The organism is Xenorhabdus budapestensis (assembly GCF_017743015.1).
Lineage (GTDB): Bacteria > Pseudomonadota > Gammaproteobacteria > Enterobacterales > Enterobacteriaceae > Xenorhabdus > Xenorhabdus budapestensis.
In genome coordinates this window covers 2694099-2709963 of the sequence record NZ_CP072455.1, presented here as the reverse complement: position 1 = coordinate 2709963, position 15865 = coordinate 2694099, and the positions used below count along the sequence as shown (strand labels likewise).

General features: G+C 35.9%; 19 protein-coding genes. 13 read left to right on the top strand and 6 right to left on the bottom strand.

Features of this window, described 5'->3' with window-relative positions; genetic code table 11:
• Positions 1-112: 112 nt before the first annotated feature.
• From fliD to HGO23_RS11670, 4 genes are all read left to right on the top strand, one after another.
• On the top strand, positions 113-1579 hold the full coding sequence (fliD, locus tag HGO23_RS11685) for a flagellar filament capping protein FliD (RefSeq protein WP_099135686.1): 1467 nt from the start codon (positions 113-115) through the stop codon (positions 1577-1579).
• Positions 1580-1590: 11 nt separating this feature from the next.
• The gene (gene fliS, locus HGO23_RS11680; protein ID WP_099135685.1) at positions 1591-2001 is read left to right on the top strand and encodes a flagellar export chaperone FliS; all 411 of its coding nucleotides are present in this window, start codon (positions 1591-1593) and stop codon (positions 1999-2001) included.
• Complete coding sequence (fliT, locus tag HGO23_RS11675; protein WP_099135684.1) at positions 2001-2378, top strand: flagella biosynthesis regulatory protein FliT; 378 nt, start codon at positions 2001-2003, stop codon at positions 2376-2378. Before fliS ends, fliT begins: the two co-directional genes overlap by 1 nt.
• Positions 2379-3010: 632 nt before the next feature.
• Positions 3011-3748 (top strand): cyclase family protein, encoded by a 738-nt coding sequence (locus tag HGO23_RS11670; RefSeq protein ID WP_099135765.1) that lies wholly within the window; start codon positions 3011-3013, stop codon positions 3746-3748.
• A 150-nt stretch (positions 3749-3898) separates the two neighbouring features.
• On the opposite strand, the gene HGO23_RS11665 is transcribed toward HGO23_RS11670, so the two are convergent.
• Positions 3899-4912 (bottom strand): glycoside hydrolase family 113, encoded by a 1014-nt coding sequence (locus HGO23_RS11665; protein WP_209026719.1) that lies wholly within the window; start codon positions 4910-4912, stop codon positions 3899-3901.
• 596 nt (positions 4913-5508) lie between these two features.
• Between HGO23_RS11665 and HGO23_RS11660 the strand changes: the two genes are divergently transcribed.
• Together HGO23_RS11660 and cycA are read left to right on the top strand one after the other, a co-directional pair.
• Positions 5509-6129, top strand: a complete 621-nt coding sequence (locus HGO23_RS11660) for a phage baseplate protein (protein WP_244589890.1) — start codon at positions 5509-5511, stop codon at positions 6127-6129.
• 574 nt (positions 6130-6703) lie between these two features.
• On the top strand, positions 6704-8104 hold the full coding sequence (cycA, locus tag HGO23_RS11655) for a D-serine/D-alanine/glycine transporter (RefSeq protein ID WP_209026718.1): 1401 nt from the start codon (positions 6704-6706) through the stop codon (positions 8102-8104).
• Positions 8105-8213: 109 nt separating this feature from the next.
• Here the strand turns inward: cycA and HGO23_RS11650 are convergent, their stop codons facing one another.
• On the bottom strand, positions 8214-8597 hold the full coding sequence (locus tag HGO23_RS11650) for a nuclear transport factor 2 family protein (RefSeq protein WP_099135680.1): 384 nt from the start codon (positions 8595-8597) through the stop codon (positions 8214-8216).
• A gap of 47 nt (positions 8598-8644) precedes the next feature.
• Here HGO23_RS11650 and HGO23_RS11645 point away from each other — a divergent pair, with 47 nt between their 5' ends.
• Positions 8645-8977 (top strand): GNAT family N-acetyltransferase, encoded by a 333-nt coding sequence (locus tag HGO23_RS11645; RefSeq protein WP_339353682.1) that lies wholly within the window; start codon positions 8645-8647, stop codon positions 8975-8977.
• A gap of 283 nt (positions 8978-9260) precedes the next feature.
• Here HGO23_RS11645 and speD read toward each other — a convergent pair whose 3' ends face one another.
• The 3 genes from speD to HGO23_RS11635 all read right to left on the bottom strand — a co-directional run bounded on the left by speD (position 9261) and on the right by HGO23_RS11635 (position 11283).
• Positions 9261-9536: an adenosylmethionine decarboxylase gene (speD, locus tag HGO23_RS19670; RefSeq protein ID WP_244967794.1), complete on the bottom strand. Its 276-nt coding sequence runs from the start codon at positions 9534-9536 to the stop codon at positions 9261-9263.
• Positions 9537-9538: 2 nt separating this feature from the next.
• Entirely contained in the window at positions 9539-10015 is a 477-nt protein-coding gene (locus tag HGO23_RS19665; protein ID WP_244967793.1) for a bis-aminopropyl spermidine synthase family protein, read from the bottom strand.
• 380 nt (positions 10016-10395) lie between these two features.
• Positions 10396-11283, bottom strand: a complete 888-nt coding sequence (locus HGO23_RS11635; protein WP_209026717.1) for a LysR family transcriptional regulator — start codon at positions 11281-11283, stop codon at positions 10396-10398.
• 126 nt (positions 11284-11409) lie between these two features.
• Here HGO23_RS11635 and HGO23_RS11630 point away from each other — a divergent pair, with 126 nt between their 5' ends.
• From HGO23_RS11630 to HGO23_RS11610, 5 genes are all read left to right on the top strand, one after another.
• Positions 11410-12327, top strand: a complete 918-nt coding sequence (locus HGO23_RS11630) for a DMT family transporter (RefSeq protein ID WP_244967792.1) — start codon at positions 11410-11412, stop codon at positions 12325-12327.
• A 292-nt stretch (positions 12328-12619) separates the two neighbouring features.
• Complete coding sequence (locus HGO23_RS11625) at positions 12620-12943, top strand: phage holin, lambda family (protein ID WP_209028772.1); 324 nt, start codon at positions 12620-12622, stop codon at positions 12941-12943.
• A gap of 17 nt (positions 12944-12960) precedes the next feature.
• A complete protein-coding gene (locus HGO23_RS11620) occupies positions 12961-13203 on the top strand; it encodes a site-specific DNA-methyltransferase (RefSeq protein WP_244589888.1) in 243 nt (80 codons plus the stop codon).
• 95 nt (positions 13204-13298) lie between these two features.
• Entirely contained in the window at positions 13299-13535 is a 237-nt protein-coding gene (locus tag HGO23_RS11615; protein ID WP_099135675.1) for a TA system antitoxin ParD family protein, read from the top strand.
• The gene (locus tag HGO23_RS11610; RefSeq protein WP_099135674.1) at positions 13504-13833 is read left to right on the top strand and encodes a type II toxin-antitoxin system RelE/ParE family toxin; all 330 of its coding nucleotides are present in this window, start codon (positions 13504-13506) and stop codon (positions 13831-13833) included. The genes HGO23_RS11615 and HGO23_RS11610 overlap by 32 nt, the downstream gene beginning before the upstream one ends.
• A gap of 16 nt (positions 13834-13849) precedes the next feature.
• Here the strand turns inward: HGO23_RS11610 and HGO23_RS19945 are convergent, their stop codons facing one another.
• The gene (locus tag HGO23_RS19945) at positions 13850-13972 is read right to left on the bottom strand and encodes a hypothetical protein (RefSeq protein WP_280529519.1); all 123 of its coding nucleotides are present in this window, start codon (positions 13970-13972) and stop codon (positions 13850-13852) included.
• Between the two features lie 833 nt (positions 13973-14805).
• On the opposite strand from HGO23_RS19945, the gene HGO23_RS11605 reads away from it, so the two are divergent.
• Positions 14806-15459 (top strand): Crp/Fnr family transcriptional regulator, encoded by a 654-nt coding sequence (locus HGO23_RS11605; protein WP_209026716.1) that lies wholly within the window; start codon positions 14806-14808, stop codon positions 15457-15459.
• Positions 15460-15865 lie beyond the last annotated feature (406 nt).

Below are 15865 nucleotides of genomic sequence, written 5' to 3'. Positions count from 1 at the left end.
CGCCTGTTCTCATCAATTATTCTGTCAATCAAAAAAATCATTTTGTCAGTAAACTTTTCACAAATTAATCCGATAACAAGTCCAGTGATGCTTTTTATTAAAAGGAGTCAATATGGCTAGCATTTCCTCAGTAGGAATCGGATCTGGGATGATGGATCAAAACTTACTGGATAAACTTGAAGCAAATGAAAGAAAACGTTTACAACCATTAACACAACAACAAAGCAGCTATAAAGCTAAGCTAACCGGTTTTGGCACATTAAAAGGTAGTTTGGAAAAGTTAAAGAGCGCATCCGAAGAACTCAAAAAATTCGATAAACTCAATACGACCAAAACCAGCGAAGATCATAAAACATTTACGCCCAGTACGGATTCTAAAGCCAGTCCGGGTAACTATGTTATTGAAATAAAACAACTTGCGAAGGCCCAGTCTCTGCGCTCTACGGAAGTTGCTGATGTAAAAGCCCTGCAAGGAGAACAAGGTAAAGGTACTCGTACCATTATTATCGATCAGCCAGGTGAACCAAGTAAAAAAGAGCCAATGCGCATTTCTATTTCCCTGAAAGATAATGAAACTTCTCTGGTTGAAATCCGTGATGTCATCAATAAAAAAGAGGGTAACGTTAATGCCAGCATCATCAAAGCAGAAGATAATAAAAACTATCTGATCCTGACTTCGAAAAAAGCCGGCACAAAATCCGTCATGACCATCAAAGTTGAAGGTGATGATCAGTTGGGTAATTTGCTGAACTATACATCTGGCGGCAAAGGTGGCGGCACTAGTGCAATGACACAAACAGTGAAAGCGACCAATGCGAAATTAACAGTCAATGGCATTGAAATTGAACGCCAAACTAATGAGATAAAAGATGCCCCGGAAGGCATTACCCTAAGCCTGAAAAAAGTCTCGGAAAAAGTCACAGAAAAAGTCCCGGGAAAAAGTGACGAAACTCAAGAAGTGGTTAAACCAGAAACTTTGGTTATATCCCGTGATATCGAACCAATGAAAGAGGCGATCAAAAAGTGGGTTGATGCTTATAATGAAGTACAAACCACTTTTGATTCACTGACCAAATTTAAAAAGGTTGGAAAAGGTGAAGCGGCTTCGAAAGACAATGGTCCCTTATTGGGTGACGGTACTTTAAAAGGTATTCAAAGCCAACTAAGGCAACAATTGTTTGCAGCACAAAAAGTCGTTGATATTGCTACCCTGAATAAATTGGGCATCAAACAGAAATTGGATGGTACGTTGGAAATCAGCAACGAAAAACTGGAAAAAAACCTGAAAGAAAAACCTGCCAACGTTAAAGCTTTCTTTATGGGGGATGGAGAAAAAACTGGTTTTGCAACCCAGACCTATAATTTATTGAAAAAAACGTTGGATAGCCATGAAGGAACTATCGCAACAGTAACCGAAGGTATCAATAAAAGTCTGAAAACACTAGAAAGGCAAGTAGAACAGACCAACAGAAATATTGATGCTACGATGGCGCGTTATAAAAAACAATTTACAGCACTGGATAAGCTTATCAGTTCAATGAACCAATCAGGTTTATCCTTGGCCCAGCTTTTAAAATAATAAAGGATATTATGTATCAACGTTCGGCAAGCCAGTTATACGCTCAGGTAGATCTTGAGAGCGAAATTATGAATGCCTCTCCTTACCAGTTGATTCAGATATTGTTCAATGGGGCGCTCAGCGCCCTGCGTCGTGCAATTATTCTGATGCAGCAGGGGAATATTCCGGAAAAAGGTTTAGCTATTTCAAAGGCGATAAATATCATTGATAATGGTCTCAAAGAGGGACTTGATTTCGAAAAAGGCGGAGAGATTGCCCAGAATCTTTTTGCTTTATATGATTATATGAGTCGTCGTTTACTCCATGCTAATTTACGCAACGATGAGAAGGCTATTACCGAAGTGATTGATTTACTTTCCGAGATTTCAGATTCTTGGCGGCAAATAGGTCCTCATTACAACGCCAGTCAGGATATTGTTTGATGAAAAATGATCTGGATCTTTTGTCAGCTTACCAGCAGATCCTTAATTTAAGTGAGCAGATGCTTGATTTAGCTAGAAATGAAAAGTGGGATGCACTTGTTGATATGGAAATCACCTACCTGAAAGCAGTGGAAGTGGTTACTTTATTATCAAAAGATTCAGATGCTCCTATTTCATTGCAGCAGAAATTAACCAAAATTTTGCAGACTGTCTTAGATAATGAAAAAGAAACTAGGAGATTATTGCAAAAACGATTAGATGAACTTAGCGACCTGATTAAACAGGAAAGCTGTAAGCAATTATTACATGATACTTATGGGCAATTCCCTATCAGTGATTATGAAATGGAGCTGACATCTACAACAGATAAGACATAAATATAACAACAACACCATGATATTTTATTAATATAATATTAATTAGCGGTATCGTTTATTCATATTCATTTCAGGTGGTGTCATTTAGTCACCATCCCTTTTTCGGGTAGTCTAATTCGGCATTATATTGTATGCATAACCTGTAAACAATAAATATAAAAACACAAACATTTTCAAAACAAAAAATTAACTCATGGATGATGATAATGGATTTTTCAGACAATAAGCAGATGGAAGAATAATAAAAATTTATTATTAATTAAAAACCAGATATTCAACGGAATGATATGAAAATTTTTTTTAATTTTATGCTATTAATCGGCAGGCATCCACTGGTAAAAAATAAGTTACCAATAACCTATTCAGAATGGGAACCACTTTATTACCAAACAATAGCAGTTACTAACCCTTTTATCGATAATGACAAATCTCCAATGGTTATTATTACCTCATTAATTATCTCAGAGTAGGAGTGTTCATTTACCAATCTCACCTATATTGATATCACTCTTGGAAGATATTAATATTCACAAACAGACAGGTCTTGGTGACTGCTTAAGCAGTCACCTACATTGAAAATGTACCCTGTCTTTCTCAAAAACGCCCCTACAATTAAACAAGATGAGGCTGTTATGACAAACGATATCTTACAGGCACTCACTTTATTAAAATCCAAAAAATGGATCGATTTGACACATAGTTTTGATCAAGACTCACCCCATTTTTTTATGTTTAACCCTGCTCAAATTAAAACACTGTTTAGTTATCCAGATGGATTTTTCGCCCAACAATTTACCTTTGTTGGTCAATATGGTACTCACATTGATGCCCCTTGCCATTTTATACCTGATGCTCGTTTCTTGAATGAATTGGAATTAAAAGAACTAGTGTTACCATTAATTGTCATTGACCAGTCAGAACGGGCAAAACAAGAGCCTAATTTCTCACTGTCTAAAGATGATATTCTCCAGTTTGAAGCCACACATGGCATTATTGAAGCAGGCACTTTTGTCGCACTAAGAACAGACTGGAGTAAACGCTGGCCATCTCAGGAAAAAATGGATAATAAAGATATCAACGGAAATAACCAGACACCCGGCTGGGGATTAGATGCTCTCAATTTTCTCTTTGAAGAAAGAAAAATAAAAGCTATCGGGCACGAGACTTTTGATACTGATTCAGCCAAAGACTCCAGAAAGAATAGTGCGTTACTCAGCGAGAATTATGTATTGGCACAAGATACTTATCAAATAGAAGTAATGACCAATTTAGATCAAGTGCCAACTCGTGGAGCGGTTATTTTTAATATTGTTGCTAAACCAGAAAAGGCTGCGGGATTTCCAGTACGTTCGTTTGCAATAATTCCATAATCTTCAGCCCTATAACGTAGTTCAAGCTCTTTCTGGTAATTAACAGAAGAAAATAGCAAGCTTGAACTACTTATTTTTCTTAAACTACCCATATTTTTTAAACTACGGTATTTTCTTTAACCATTATATTTTAATGTCGAATAACTAAAACTATTCCTTGTACCACTCATTAATAATTATTTCCGCTTCTTTACTATGGATTTGATATGGATGTTTTTTATCACAAGATCCAATAAACCATATGGAGAAACCTTTAAAATAGGATTTTGGCTCCATTATTTCTCTATAAGCACGCCATCCATTAATTTGTATTTCTGCTGAGAATGTATCTGATGTATGAGGATTCCACGGAGTTCGCAGTCCATATTCACATGCAGGAATATTAAACCCACCAAAATATACCGATTTTTTAGTTGAACGATGTAACCGTTCAATTTGGTAGATAACTTCTTGAGCACGACTATAAATAGTCGTTGAAAACAAACATTCTATTACTTCTTCATAAGATGGAATTTTCTTGTCTGAAAGTTCAAACCAGCAGTCGATGCCAACAAAATCCACTTTCTTTAAATAAGGCCGGTTTATCCTCTGTATAAATTTAGCTTCATAGGAAGGATCCCAAACCGCCGTTATCCACGAATTCATCTGATATATAACGTTACCATCATATTGCTTACGGGTAAAATCGATAACATCATTCCAATACCCTTCTGCATACTCCATATGAATAAAATTAGAAGCAATTTTTAATCCATAAATATTATATTTATTAGTTATTGAATCAAAAATATCTTGTAATACAACTGTTTTCCAATTCCAGAAAAATTCATTAATATCGTTTGGGTTCCATTCCGTTTCACCGATGGAACCTTGCTGGATGAATGGGAACGGTTCAACGATAATTTTTATATCATGCTTTAATAATTCTTTAATCAGATTAATAGCATGCTGTTTTTGATATTGGTTCACAGTAAATTTAGAAGATGTTACCTCTGGAATATCTATTTCAACAGGAACATTTACGGTGTTTAAATTAAATCGCTTCACATCTTCTAATATTTTATCTATATTAATGACATCCTGTACCTGTATATTACCTGATTTTATTTTATCTTTTTTGATAGTATTTCTTTGCTTTAATTCCTGAGAAGAAATATTTTCCATAATCACCTCGGATATTTAGCCAATTTATTTAATTGTCAATTATGTACTTTATCCTTTTTGCAGAAGAAACGATGGTATAAATTTACTTGAGGTAAGATTTTTTATTAAATGACTTTTGTTAACGGTTAAGAGTTTGGTACATGGCAGATTGAGCATGAAGAATTTGCGTTTACTTTGAGTGATAAACAACAGCAGCGATTGGCTAACTTTGACAGCGTTTAGTTAATTAATGGACTTTACTTGCTTCTATCAATGAGAAGAAATTATTAATAATCAATGAACTATGATGGTCGCTATTTCAACCATCTTTATGGAATATCTCATTTTTATAGCACCAAGTGTTATCAGTTATTTGATAAATTTTATTATTTACTATTTGTTATTTTGTGCCATTCTGCCATCAAAGCATACAATTTACCAAATATTAACCAGCTGAATTTATCCAAGCCGTACTCTCCAGTATTGATGAACTGATTTTATTGATGTTCACAGGCGGAGAAGTATTCTACCGCCTCATATTGCCAAAGATATTTTCAATTAAACCTCTTTGGCTTAATTAACTAGCAATGTACGTTGTTAATACATGAGGAATCAATATGAGCATTCAAAATAAGAAGCGCACAATAAAAACGTTAACTGAAGATGAATTAGCGTTAGAACGGGAAAAACATGCTGTAACCATTGATATATTATATCCTGTTGGGATTGTTACATTTTTTGCTCAAAGTAAAAATCCAAACATCCTATTCCCTGACACAGTCTGGGAATATATTGGCGAAAATAAAACTATCAGACTAGGAGCTTTAGATGGTTCCGACATTTTATCAATAGGAGGAAATGACACTATCACATTGAAAGCTTCACAACTGCCTCCTCATAATCACTCATTTTCAGCTACAACAGATTCATTTGATTATGGAATAAAATCAACCAGTGTTGCGGGTGATCATCAGCATGCTACGGCATTATCATATGATCAAAGTCGGGAACCTATATGGGGTGGATATGTTCAGAAAGGAGTATCAATTATCGGAGCTAAATATACAGATAATTATAAAGTTGCATATACAGATACTCAGGGCAATCATTCTCATTCTGTAAATATTGGTGCCCATAACCATACTGTTTCTGGAACAACATCAAGTACTGGGTATAGGGAAGTAATCAATATTACCAATAGTTATATTATTCTGATGGGATGGTATAGATTAGAATAAAAAAATTGCATTTGCTAGATACCTAATTTTCGAGGCACTTCATTGGGGCGGTTTTTAACGCCCCTTTTGTTATTTTCTACTCAAAATAACTCTCCCACCTTCTGTCGGTATTAGGGACAAGCTGCTTTGTCCTTACTTTGTCTGTAGTTGTGGTATTAAGTGAAGAGCAACAGCAGCGCCGTAAGTCATTTAATGGAAAAAAGTTAATCATTTATACTTTCTATTACTCCCTAGAGGTATCCTAGAAAAAACAAAGGACTCACAAAATTAACGCAATTCCTTGATAATTCTGGTGGGTCTAAGAGTCAACTGCTCTACCAACTGAGCTAACGACCCAATATATTGATTATCGTCCCCTGGCAATTAATTAGTCAATGTTCTATCTCTATATACACTTTCAGTAAATGAATAAAATAAATACAACATCTAATTTTGTGAGTAGCGTAAAATACAACCTATTGGTTTTTCGTGTAAATTCCTTCTGTTAATACTGTAGTTGTCTATGTCACAATGGCTCCTTAAACACAGCTTGCTGCTATTGAGGTCATGCTGTGAGAATAAACTGGATACAACTATGGAAGAAAAAATACAACTCACACACCCACCTGAAACTGAGGGCTCGCACCTTCAGCGAAGTCTGACTAACCGACATATACAGCTTATTGCTATTGGAGGAGCTATCGGAACTGGTCTGTTTATGGGATCAGGTAAAACTATCTCTCTGGCGGGGCCATCGATCATTTTTGTCTATATGATCATTGGATTTATGCTGTTTTTTGTGATGCGTGCAATGGGAGAGTTATTACTTTCCAACTTGCATTATAAGTCATTCAGTGACTTTGCCACAGATCTACTTGGGCCATGGGCCGGTTTTTTTGTAGGCTGGACTTATTGGTTCTGCTGGGTGATTACCGGTATCGCTGATGTTGTCGCTATTACCTCTTATGTCGGATATTGGACACCTGATTTTCCTGAGTGGGCCACTTCACTTCTATGTGTTTTGGTATTGCTGACTCTGAATCTCGCGACAGTAAAATTGTTCGGAGAATTGGAGTTTTGGTTTGCGATGATTAAGATTGTTGCCATTGTTGCCCTGATTGTGACAGGGGGAGTACTGATTGGCATCCATTTCCAATCACCTGCGGGGCACATTGCCTCCCTTACCAACGTTTGGAATGACGGAGGTATGTTTCCAATGGGGCTGAGTGGTTTCTTTGCGGGCTTTCAAATCGCTATATTTGCTTTTGTTGGAATTGAATTGGTAGGAACCGCTGCTGCGGAAACCAAAAATCCAATGCAATCCCTGCCAAAAGCAATTAATGCCATTCCGATCCGAATTATCACATTTTACGTGTTAGCCTTGACTGTTATTATGTCGGTTACACCGTGGCGCGCGATTGTGGCAGATAAAAGCCCATTTGTGGAATTATTCGTTCTGATTGGATTACCGGCAGCAGCCAGTATTGTGAATTTTGTGGTTCTGACTTCTGCTGCTTCCTCGGCAAACAGTGGGGTTTTCTCCACTAGCCGGATGTTATTTGGTTTGGCAAAAGAAGGGGATGCACCAAAACAGTTCAGCCGTCTTTCCCGGCGCTCGGTGCCTGCATCGGGTTTGATATTTACGTGTTTATGCCTCTCCTGTGGCGTCATTTTGATCTATTTTATCCCCGATGTAATGCGTGTCTTTACATTGGTAACGACAGTATCTGCCATTCTGTTTATGTTCATCTGGAGCATGATTTTGTGTTCCTATCTGGCTTATCGGAAACGCCGCCCTGAGTTGCATAAAGCATCTATTTATAAAATGCCATTCGGTATTGTTATGTCATGGGTGTGCTTAGCCTTCTTTGCTTCTGTTTTGGTATTGCTGTCTTTGCAGCCTGATACCGGGCAGGCACTGATTGTTACACCAGCCTGGTTTATTATTTTAATGATTGGGTTTCAGGTTGTGAAAAGGCGCAGAGTCCGTATTTAATTGTTGAATAATCACTCTGTATAAAAAATGGCCCCGATGTAGGGCCATTTTTTATCATTCCTAAATAACCTGCTTTTTACTACAGCTTTGTGACAGATAGCTTGTATGGTCAGTCTGCCATTTTTGTCCCTTGGTGGAATCTTAGTTGCCATGTACCAGATGCCGATAACTGCCAAATGGATGAACGCAGGACTTTGTTATGTGGATGTCCTGACTTATCCATTTCATAAGATTGATAAGTAAGAAGTACAATATTTTTATCCAAATTCTGCATATTAAAGTTTTTTGAAAAAATCTGTGAAATAGTATTTCTTTCTTCTTTTAATGCATCCTCAACAATTTTTTTAGTATAAACATAACCTGACTTTCCTATTTCCAAAAAATCATCATGTAAGATGGTATTTACCCAGTTATTATCATTTCTTTTTTCTCTATGCAGGCTCATTTCAAGATTTTTTATCAATGAAAAAATAGTTGAGTTTTCTTGCTTCATAGGCCACCTCAAAAAGTAATGGATTCAGTAAAAATAACTATATTTAAATAATAGATGGCAAGGTAGTAGGTACAATAGGATTATTTACTTACGTTAATCCAAGACGCAGACATGTTGTAGGCATTGGTATCGGTATTGATGCTGGCTATTCAGGTAGAGGTATTCGCTCAAAGATGATGAAATTTGCCATTGACTATGCTTTCAATTGGCTTGCTTGTACTAGGATTGAATTGGAAGTATTCACTGATAATGAGAAAGTGATAGAGCTGTACACTAAATTTGGTTTTGAAATGGAAGGCATTCAACGTAAAGCTGCCTTTAAAAATGGTCAATATTGTGATGTTATGGCAATGTCCCTAATAAATAATCGGATATTATAATATTTTATTAAATCTTAAAATACTAAATAAAACTGCTTTTTATTCTTTCATTTATGTCATAACCAGATTTTTATTTCGATAATAAATCAAATTTTAGTCATGTTTGGTCAGATGGACCTATCTGCCAGACATGAATTATAAAAATATTAGTAAAATCAACTGGATATAACCATGTATTTTCCTCATCATTGAAATAATTTACTAATACCAGGGAGGGTATTAGTGGATTGTTAAATTTATCCGATAATTAAAAACCTCGTTGTAATATTTTCCACTCATATTCTTATGAATTTAATTGGCTTTGTAGCTGTTTCATAAGAGTTTCATGATGCTCAAAATCACTACATATTAGTAAATCAAGGGCTGCATAGTTATATTCAGGCCAGGTATGCATAGTAAAATGTGACTCTGTTAATATCACAGCACCACTAACTCCCCTGAGTTTGGATTGATGAAAATGGCAGTTGATAATGTTGAATTCACATTTATGAGCAATATCAATCATCATGGTTTCGATAGCTGACACAGACTTTAATTTATCTGTTTCGCAATTTTTCATCTCTATGATAAAAATAATTTTAATCCATCGAAAGTATATGGTGGATCTGTCAAGATAACATCAAAGGATTTAGCATATTTATTAGAGTGCTTCAGATCTACGAATTCTGTATTAATGATAAAATTATTTTCTTTTGATACCTCTCTAATGAACTCCAATAGTTCTTTATCTATATCTTTGACATAAATATTATTTTTGCAATAATGGCCTAGTTTTTTAGATGCCATCATTAAAGCTAAAGATGTTAAATCATCATCCCCTAAAAAGAGAATTTTTTGCTTAAATACTATTGGATTATTCAGTAATAACATTACTTTGCGTATCGATGTATCCAAAGTCGTATGGGCTTGATCTAATATGAGGAAAGTTTTTTCTGCCTGTTTTTGGTCAAAATCAGTTAATTTAAGAATGATTTTTACATTGAATTCATATGTTTCACATGCAATATTACTATTGTTTGTCTGTGATTCCTGGATCATAAATTCATATCTGGCAACTCGATAAAGACTTTGTATGCTTGTTCTAAAATATATTGATGCTTTTTCTGTGCTTTCATTTTATTGCCATTGAAAAAGACATCAATGTCACTTTCGGAGTAATCTATGTTAAATATTTTTCTTTTGCAATAAGAATATTGTCCATAAATTGGCATGAAATTATTTTTATATAGTGATTATTGTAAATTTTACTATAACAGTAGAATTAATTAACTATATAATATTTACTACAATCACTTTGTAGTAAATATTATAGACAAATAGTAAAAGGGGGTTCGCGGACAAGAAAGAGGGGTATGTTTATGTAATGTATGTATTGTTAAAGATAATTTGATTTCTTTATCTTTTTTCGTAATTTTAATTTACCCGGAGAGTTGCTTTCGATTTTGAGAAACAACATCTGTTAGAAAATCCGCGATTTTCCTTATCCTGGGAGAGTGTGCCAAATCTGCCTGAATAACAAGCCAAAGAGGTTGTTCTAACTCCGGTTGCTGTGAAACACAAATAAAATCTGTAGTGTTGGCAATAAAGTGGGGCAGTATTGCTAATCCTAAACCTGCTTTTACTGCTGCAATTTGGGCTGAAAGTGAAGTTGTAGCTATAGAGAGTGGGCGGCCTTTCAGGATTTTCTCTATCCATTTGGATGATGGGAGTTGCAGGTATTTATCAGTCCAACTGATAAAGTGGATGTTGTCATATACGCCTTCAGGTATCTTAGCCGGATGATTTATAAAATATTTTTCACTGGCATATAACCCAAAACCCAATATACCTAATTGACGCACTGTAACATGACCTTGTTCAGGTCTGACAAGGCGAAGGGCTAAATCAGCATCACGGCGATGAAGATTTACAGTATGTACATCAGTAATGATTTCCAGCGTCAGATCTGGGTAGTTTTTTTGTAAGGTTGATAGATTAGGAATAATTAAATTATTGGCAAGAAGTTCGGTTGTTGCGAGGCGGACTTTACCAGCGATTTTTGTACGTATATCAGCCTCAGCCAGAAATGAATTTGCAGCTATTTCCATTGCCTTGGCTTTTTCCAGTAGTTCTCTTCCATCTTCCGTTAACTGATAACCTGTCTGATGACGGAGGAATAAAGGCATTCCGAAAATTGTTTCAAGCCGTTCAATTTTTCGCGATACCGTTGCGATACCAATATTAAGAAGCGTTGATGCATTACTGATAGTTCCAGTTTGTGCGACTGCCAGGAATACTCGAATATCATCCCAAATAAGTGATTGCATATTATGATTTCCATTTTTGGAAAATTATTTTCTGTTTATGTCTAAATATTTCATTTTTGAACTATGCCACAATAATTCCAGGAAAAACAACCCAGTTATCTTTTTAAAAATTAAGAGAGTTAAATCATGAACATACGAATAACACCACAGATAGCGGTTGTTCTGACGTTAATTGCGACATTTTTATGGGGTTCAAACTTTCAGGTAACTAAAATAGCTCTTGTAGATCTCCCTCCGTGGACAGCTTCTGGTGAACGTTTTGTTTTTGCTGTCTTATGTATTTTCATTTTTATGATGTTCAGAAGAAAAATTAATGGCAGGGCGTTTAAGAAAAATTGGTTGGCTTTTATTTGCCTTGGAGGAATTGGTATTTCGGGATTTAATGGAGCATTGTTTGTTGGTCTCCAACATGGACATCCTGTGACTGCTGCATTAATAATGGCAACGACTCCAGTTTCTGCCAATATTTTAGAAGCTATTATTAATCGTCGTTTTCCTGAAATAATACGAACAATTGGAATGATTATTAGTTTACTTGGTGTGGCATTGGTAATTACCAATGGTCAGTTGATCTTTGGTAGCACGGTTCATATAGAAAAAGGGGTATTGATTATTTTTGCAGGGAGTCTCAGTTGGGCAATTTACACCGTTGGAATTCGTGTATTTGTTACAGAAGCAACTCCACTTGAAACCACAAGTTGGACAATGTTTTTTGGCATGATTATATTGGTAATAGTTACAATTGTTGTTGAATCTCCTGTTCCTGCATTATTATCAGCTCCACTTGAGAGCCATTTGGCGAGTATTTATATGGGTATTGCTGGTTCTTTTCTTGCTTATTTATTTTGGAATATAGGTATTACTATTCGTGGGGCAGGTAAAACAGCGATATTTTTTAATTTTGTACCTGTCTTTGCATTAATAATACAGATAATTGTAGAAAACAGGTTCAACTTAATTCAGTTTATTGGAGGTACTCTTACTATTATAGGCGTACTGTTGGGACAAGGTACTAGCAAAATGTTCCGAAGAACGCTGCCGTGATATTGGCATTGTGGTAACCAACGAAAAAATGAATGCGATGAAACTAATTAATGACCTGTGGCACACGTTGAGGAACATTTGACTGTGTGATTTAGTACTGAGCAAGACACAAGTATATGACAGTGTGATTGCTTTATGCTGAGGCTAATATGGATATATACAAACGTCACTCAGTATTGGATCAATCCCTGTCTGACCGATTCTGATTTGGGCAATATCATCGGAACCGTGATTGAACCGCCAGAAATAACTTTATATCTGTGACGTCAATTATTCAATTATGGGACTAATGATGAAAGAACATCCTGATTTATGGATTGAACTTATGGATAGCCTGAGAGATGCCTGGCCACAGATATCCGGCTCCTTGCTGGCTATTATGATCTGTTATGGACGTCTGATTTATGACGGTGTAGAACGAAAAAACCGTTGGGCTGAACCTTTTTTATGCGGGGCGTTGTCATGGGGATTCTCAAGTGCGCTGGAACTGGTTGGTATTCCCAGCAGTATGTCACCTGCACTTGGTGGTGCTGTGGGCTTTATTGGTGTAGAAAAATTGCGTGAGATTGTGAACCGTATCATTGATAAGCGTTTGGATGAAAAATCACATGATTAATTAAAGAAAAGGCCAACGTGGAGTTGAACAAACTATACCATGAATTGGTAGAATCTCACCTTACCTTGTCACGTCAGTATGAAGAGTTGCGGCAGGAATACGGTTTATTGCGCCGTTCGTTCTCGGTAACGGCAGAGGTGCCTTATCCCGATGTCTGGTATTTTTCACCTGTTCAAAATTATTCGGGCAAACAGCCCTGTGAAAAGCCAGCTGACCTTATGGTGCATATTATCCAGTCCAGCAGCCGTGAAGGAGATTAGATCATTTTGTACTCTTTATTGCAATAAATAGATGCAAAAAGAGACAAAAGAATGCAATAATCAGTATGTTTATGCGTAGAAAGCGAGGTTTTCTAATGGCAACTAGTGTTCGACTTGATGATGACTTCGTTAATGAAGTGAAGATTCATGCAGAAGTTGCAAGTAGAAGCGTACCTAAGCAAATAGAATATTGGGCTAAAATCGGCAAGATAGCTGAGGAAAACCCTGATTTGCCATATGCTTTTATTCTTGAATCTTTACTGGCAAAGAGCGAAGTGGGCAACCAAAAGGTAACTCCCTATGTCAGAAAGACCAAAAAACGCCAAAATTGAGATTTACCAAACAAGGCGTTTTTCTAAAGCATTATCAAAGTTACCTGAAAATCTTCTTAGCGTAGTAGAAGATGAAATAGACATGATCATTGATAATCCTGAAATTGGTGAACAGAAGAAAGGAGATTTGAGTTTTCTACGTGTTCATAAATTTCGCTTGAATAAGCAATTAACATTGATCGGTTATCACTGGATTGAAGGAAAATTAGAGTTATACCTATTGAACTTTGGTCCACATGAAAATTTTTATCAGGAACAGAAACGACATAGGCGCGATGACTTAGGGTTTATTGAATAGAACCATTTTTAAATAATCAAAGGCTGCGTTCCGGCGTGGCCTTTTTCATTTTGTCACCGCATTTAGTAGAGACCAATTTATTCATATGAATATACTCTTCGTCTTTCAAGTCGCCTCTTTGTTGGCTGCGCTCACTCACTCCGGTCACCGTTTTTATAAACATCCGGTTATCTATGCTCCCGGGAATTAATGAGAGGCTTCTGCCTCTCACCGGAGGCCAGCCTTTGGCTGGGCGAATTCGTTCCCGACGAATTTGTCGTTCTTTTGCCGCCACGACGCAACTTGAAATTCATTGAACATAGACCTTTTTATGTTCACATAAATTGACTAGTTTTAATTCAATTTCAGGTGAAGTTAATAAGCGACTAAATTTTATAGGATAAGTAAAATAGCATAAAAGAAAACCTCGCTCACCAATGCGCAAAAGGAGAGTCTGCCCGAACTCAGGCAAGCCGAATGATAACATTTGATAATGTTAAAGCCTTTCTCGATTCCATAAATCAAGGGTGTATGTATGGAGGAATGAAAGCAGTGTGTTCGGACAGATCGTAATCGCTGTTTGGAAGTGATCGTTACCAGCACTGGCTCCCTCGGCAACCCAGTTTTAAGGGGAACCCGCCCGTCTTCTTTGAACAAAAACGGCTACCGTTCCTGTAATAGCCCATCTACTTTACACCTCAAATGATTTTTAGGTACTAAGTCGCCAAGCGAGAGAATTTATAATGGAAATTTTGTGGAAATAACCTTCTTAATATGGCTCCAAGCTTCGTTTGGCGAATAAGATTTTTCTGGAAAAAATAGCAGATTGTCAGCTTATTAAGGCTGGAATGCTCAATATTGAGCATCCTGTCCCAAAAATATGAGTTACGTTTACGGAAAGTTAAAGGAAAGTTAAAGGTTTTGTATGGCTTTTTAAAATTATAATGATTTTTCCAGGGTTATCTATTTAATTAAAACAATGGGGTAATGCTAATGAGCAATAGTGCTGGAAATTTCAATGGTAGTATTGTTGACTTTATCCGTGGCGATAGTGCTTCTGTTAAGAATATAAGATTTTACAAAGATGAATATATATATGTTGGAGGAGGGAGAGGAAATTTCTATTTTATAGAAAAAGGGCATGTTAAAGTCTCTACCCAAACCGAAGATGGCAGAACATGTAACATTGGTTTTTATAAAGAAGGAGATTTTTTTGGTGAAAGTGGTTTATCTGGGGACATTATACCTGAAACGGCGACAGCTTTAATTGATTGCGCAATAAAAAAGATAAATTTTTCTTCATTTTTAGAAGAAATAAAAGGTAAAGTCATCCTTTATCATTTTGTAATTTATATGGCAAATAAAATCATAGAACACCAGAAGACAATTTCTAGCTTTGTCATCTTTAATAGTGAGAAGAGATTAGCCTATTCTTTGATGAGGATGGCCTCAGAAATTAAAAATGATAATGTATCTTCTATTAAGAACAAAATTTCTTATCAGGATCTATCTTATATGGTAGGTACAACCCGATCCCGTGTCGGATATTTTATGAATGTTTTTCTTAGGCAAGGGATCATTAAGGAGTCTAAAGATTGCTTTCTGATTGTTGATAAGAAAAGAATTGAAGAATATTTAGTAGAGTAATAAATAATTTGGTGACTTATTTCTTATATTCATCTTGGGAAACAATAGAATAATTCTATTGATAGAGTTTGAAAAATTGTTCAGTGCTAAAACGTAGCCCAGAAAGTCAACATACAAAATTGTTATTATCAAAGATTTTTTTAAATGTATTCATCTTTGGATAAAAATATCTGATTTGGCTAAATTATATCCGGGGTGAGAGCGTGGGCGTTTTTCCAGCGCATTTATTTTCAAACATATTGAGGATGAAAACCATCCTTATATTGATTGCATTAAAAGCAAACTATTAACTTTTATATCAATTTGGTTTGAATATAATTCATTTTAACATTCATGCTCTCACCTTAAATGATGCTTTATTATATTTTTTATTGAAGTATTTATAAAAATAGAATATCGATAGATA

Bases quoted from the DNA above. Each gene is read 5' to 3' on its own strand.
- HGO23_RS11665 (WP_209026719.1), bottom strand. From the start codon at position 4,912: ATGGAAAATATTTCTTCTCAGGAATTAAAGCAAAGAAATACTATCAAA.
- fliD (WP_099135686.1), top strand. From the start codon at position 113: ATGGCTAGCATTTCCTCAGTAGGAATCGGATCTGGGATGATGGATCAA.
- HGO23_RS11610 (WP_099135674.1), top strand. From the start codon at position 13,504: ATGTCAGAAAGACCAAAAAACGCCAAAATTGAGATTTACCAAACAAGG.
- HGO23_RS11625 (WP_209028772.1), top strand. From the start codon at position 12,620: ATGAAAGAACATCCTGATTTATGGATTGAACTTATGGATAGCCTGAGA.
- HGO23_RS11615 (WP_099135675.1), top strand. From the start codon at position 13,299: ATGGCAACTAGTGTTCGACTTGATGATGACTTCGTTAATGAAGTGAAG.
- HGO23_RS11605 (WP_209026716.1), top strand. From the start codon at position 14,806: ATGAGCAATAGTGCTGGAAATTTCAATGGTAGTATTGTTGACTTTATC.
- HGO23_RS11660 (WP_244589890.1), top strand. From the start codon at position 5,509: ATGAGCATTCAAAATAAGAAGCGCACAATAAAAACGTTAACTGAAGAT.
- speD (WP_244967794.1), bottom strand. From the start codon at position 9,536: ATGAAAAATTGCGAAACAGATAAATTAAAGTCTGTGTCAGCTATCGAA.
- HGO23_RS11650 (WP_099135680.1), bottom strand. From the start codon at position 8,597: ATGAAGCAAGAAAACTCAACTATTTTTTCATTGATAAAAAATCTTGAA.
- HGO23_RS11630 (WP_244967792.1), top strand. From the start codon at position 11,410: ATGAACATACGAATAACACCACAGATAGCGGTTGTTCTGACGTTAATT.
- HGO23_RS11670 (WP_099135765.1), top strand. From the start codon at position 3,011: ATGACAAACGATATCTTACAGGCACTCACTTTATTAAAATCCAAAAAA.
- HGO23_RS19665 (WP_244967793.1), bottom strand. From the start codon at position 10,015: ATGATCCAGGAATCACAGACAAACAATAGTAATATTGCATGTGAAACA.
- fliT (WP_099135684.1), top strand. From the start codon at position 2,001: ATGAAAAATGATCTGGATCTTTTGTCAGCTTACCAGCAGATCCTTAAT.
- HGO23_RS11635 (WP_209026717.1), bottom strand. From the start codon at position 11,283: ATGCAATCACTTATTTGGGATGATATTCGAGTATTCCTGGCAGTCGCA.
- cycA (WP_209026718.1), top strand. From the start codon at position 6,704: ATGGAAGAAAAAATACAACTCACACACCCACCTGAAACTGAGGGCTCG.
- fliS (WP_099135685.1), top strand. From the start codon at position 1,591: ATGTATCAACGTTCGGCAAGCCAGTTATACGCTCAGGTAGATCTTGAG.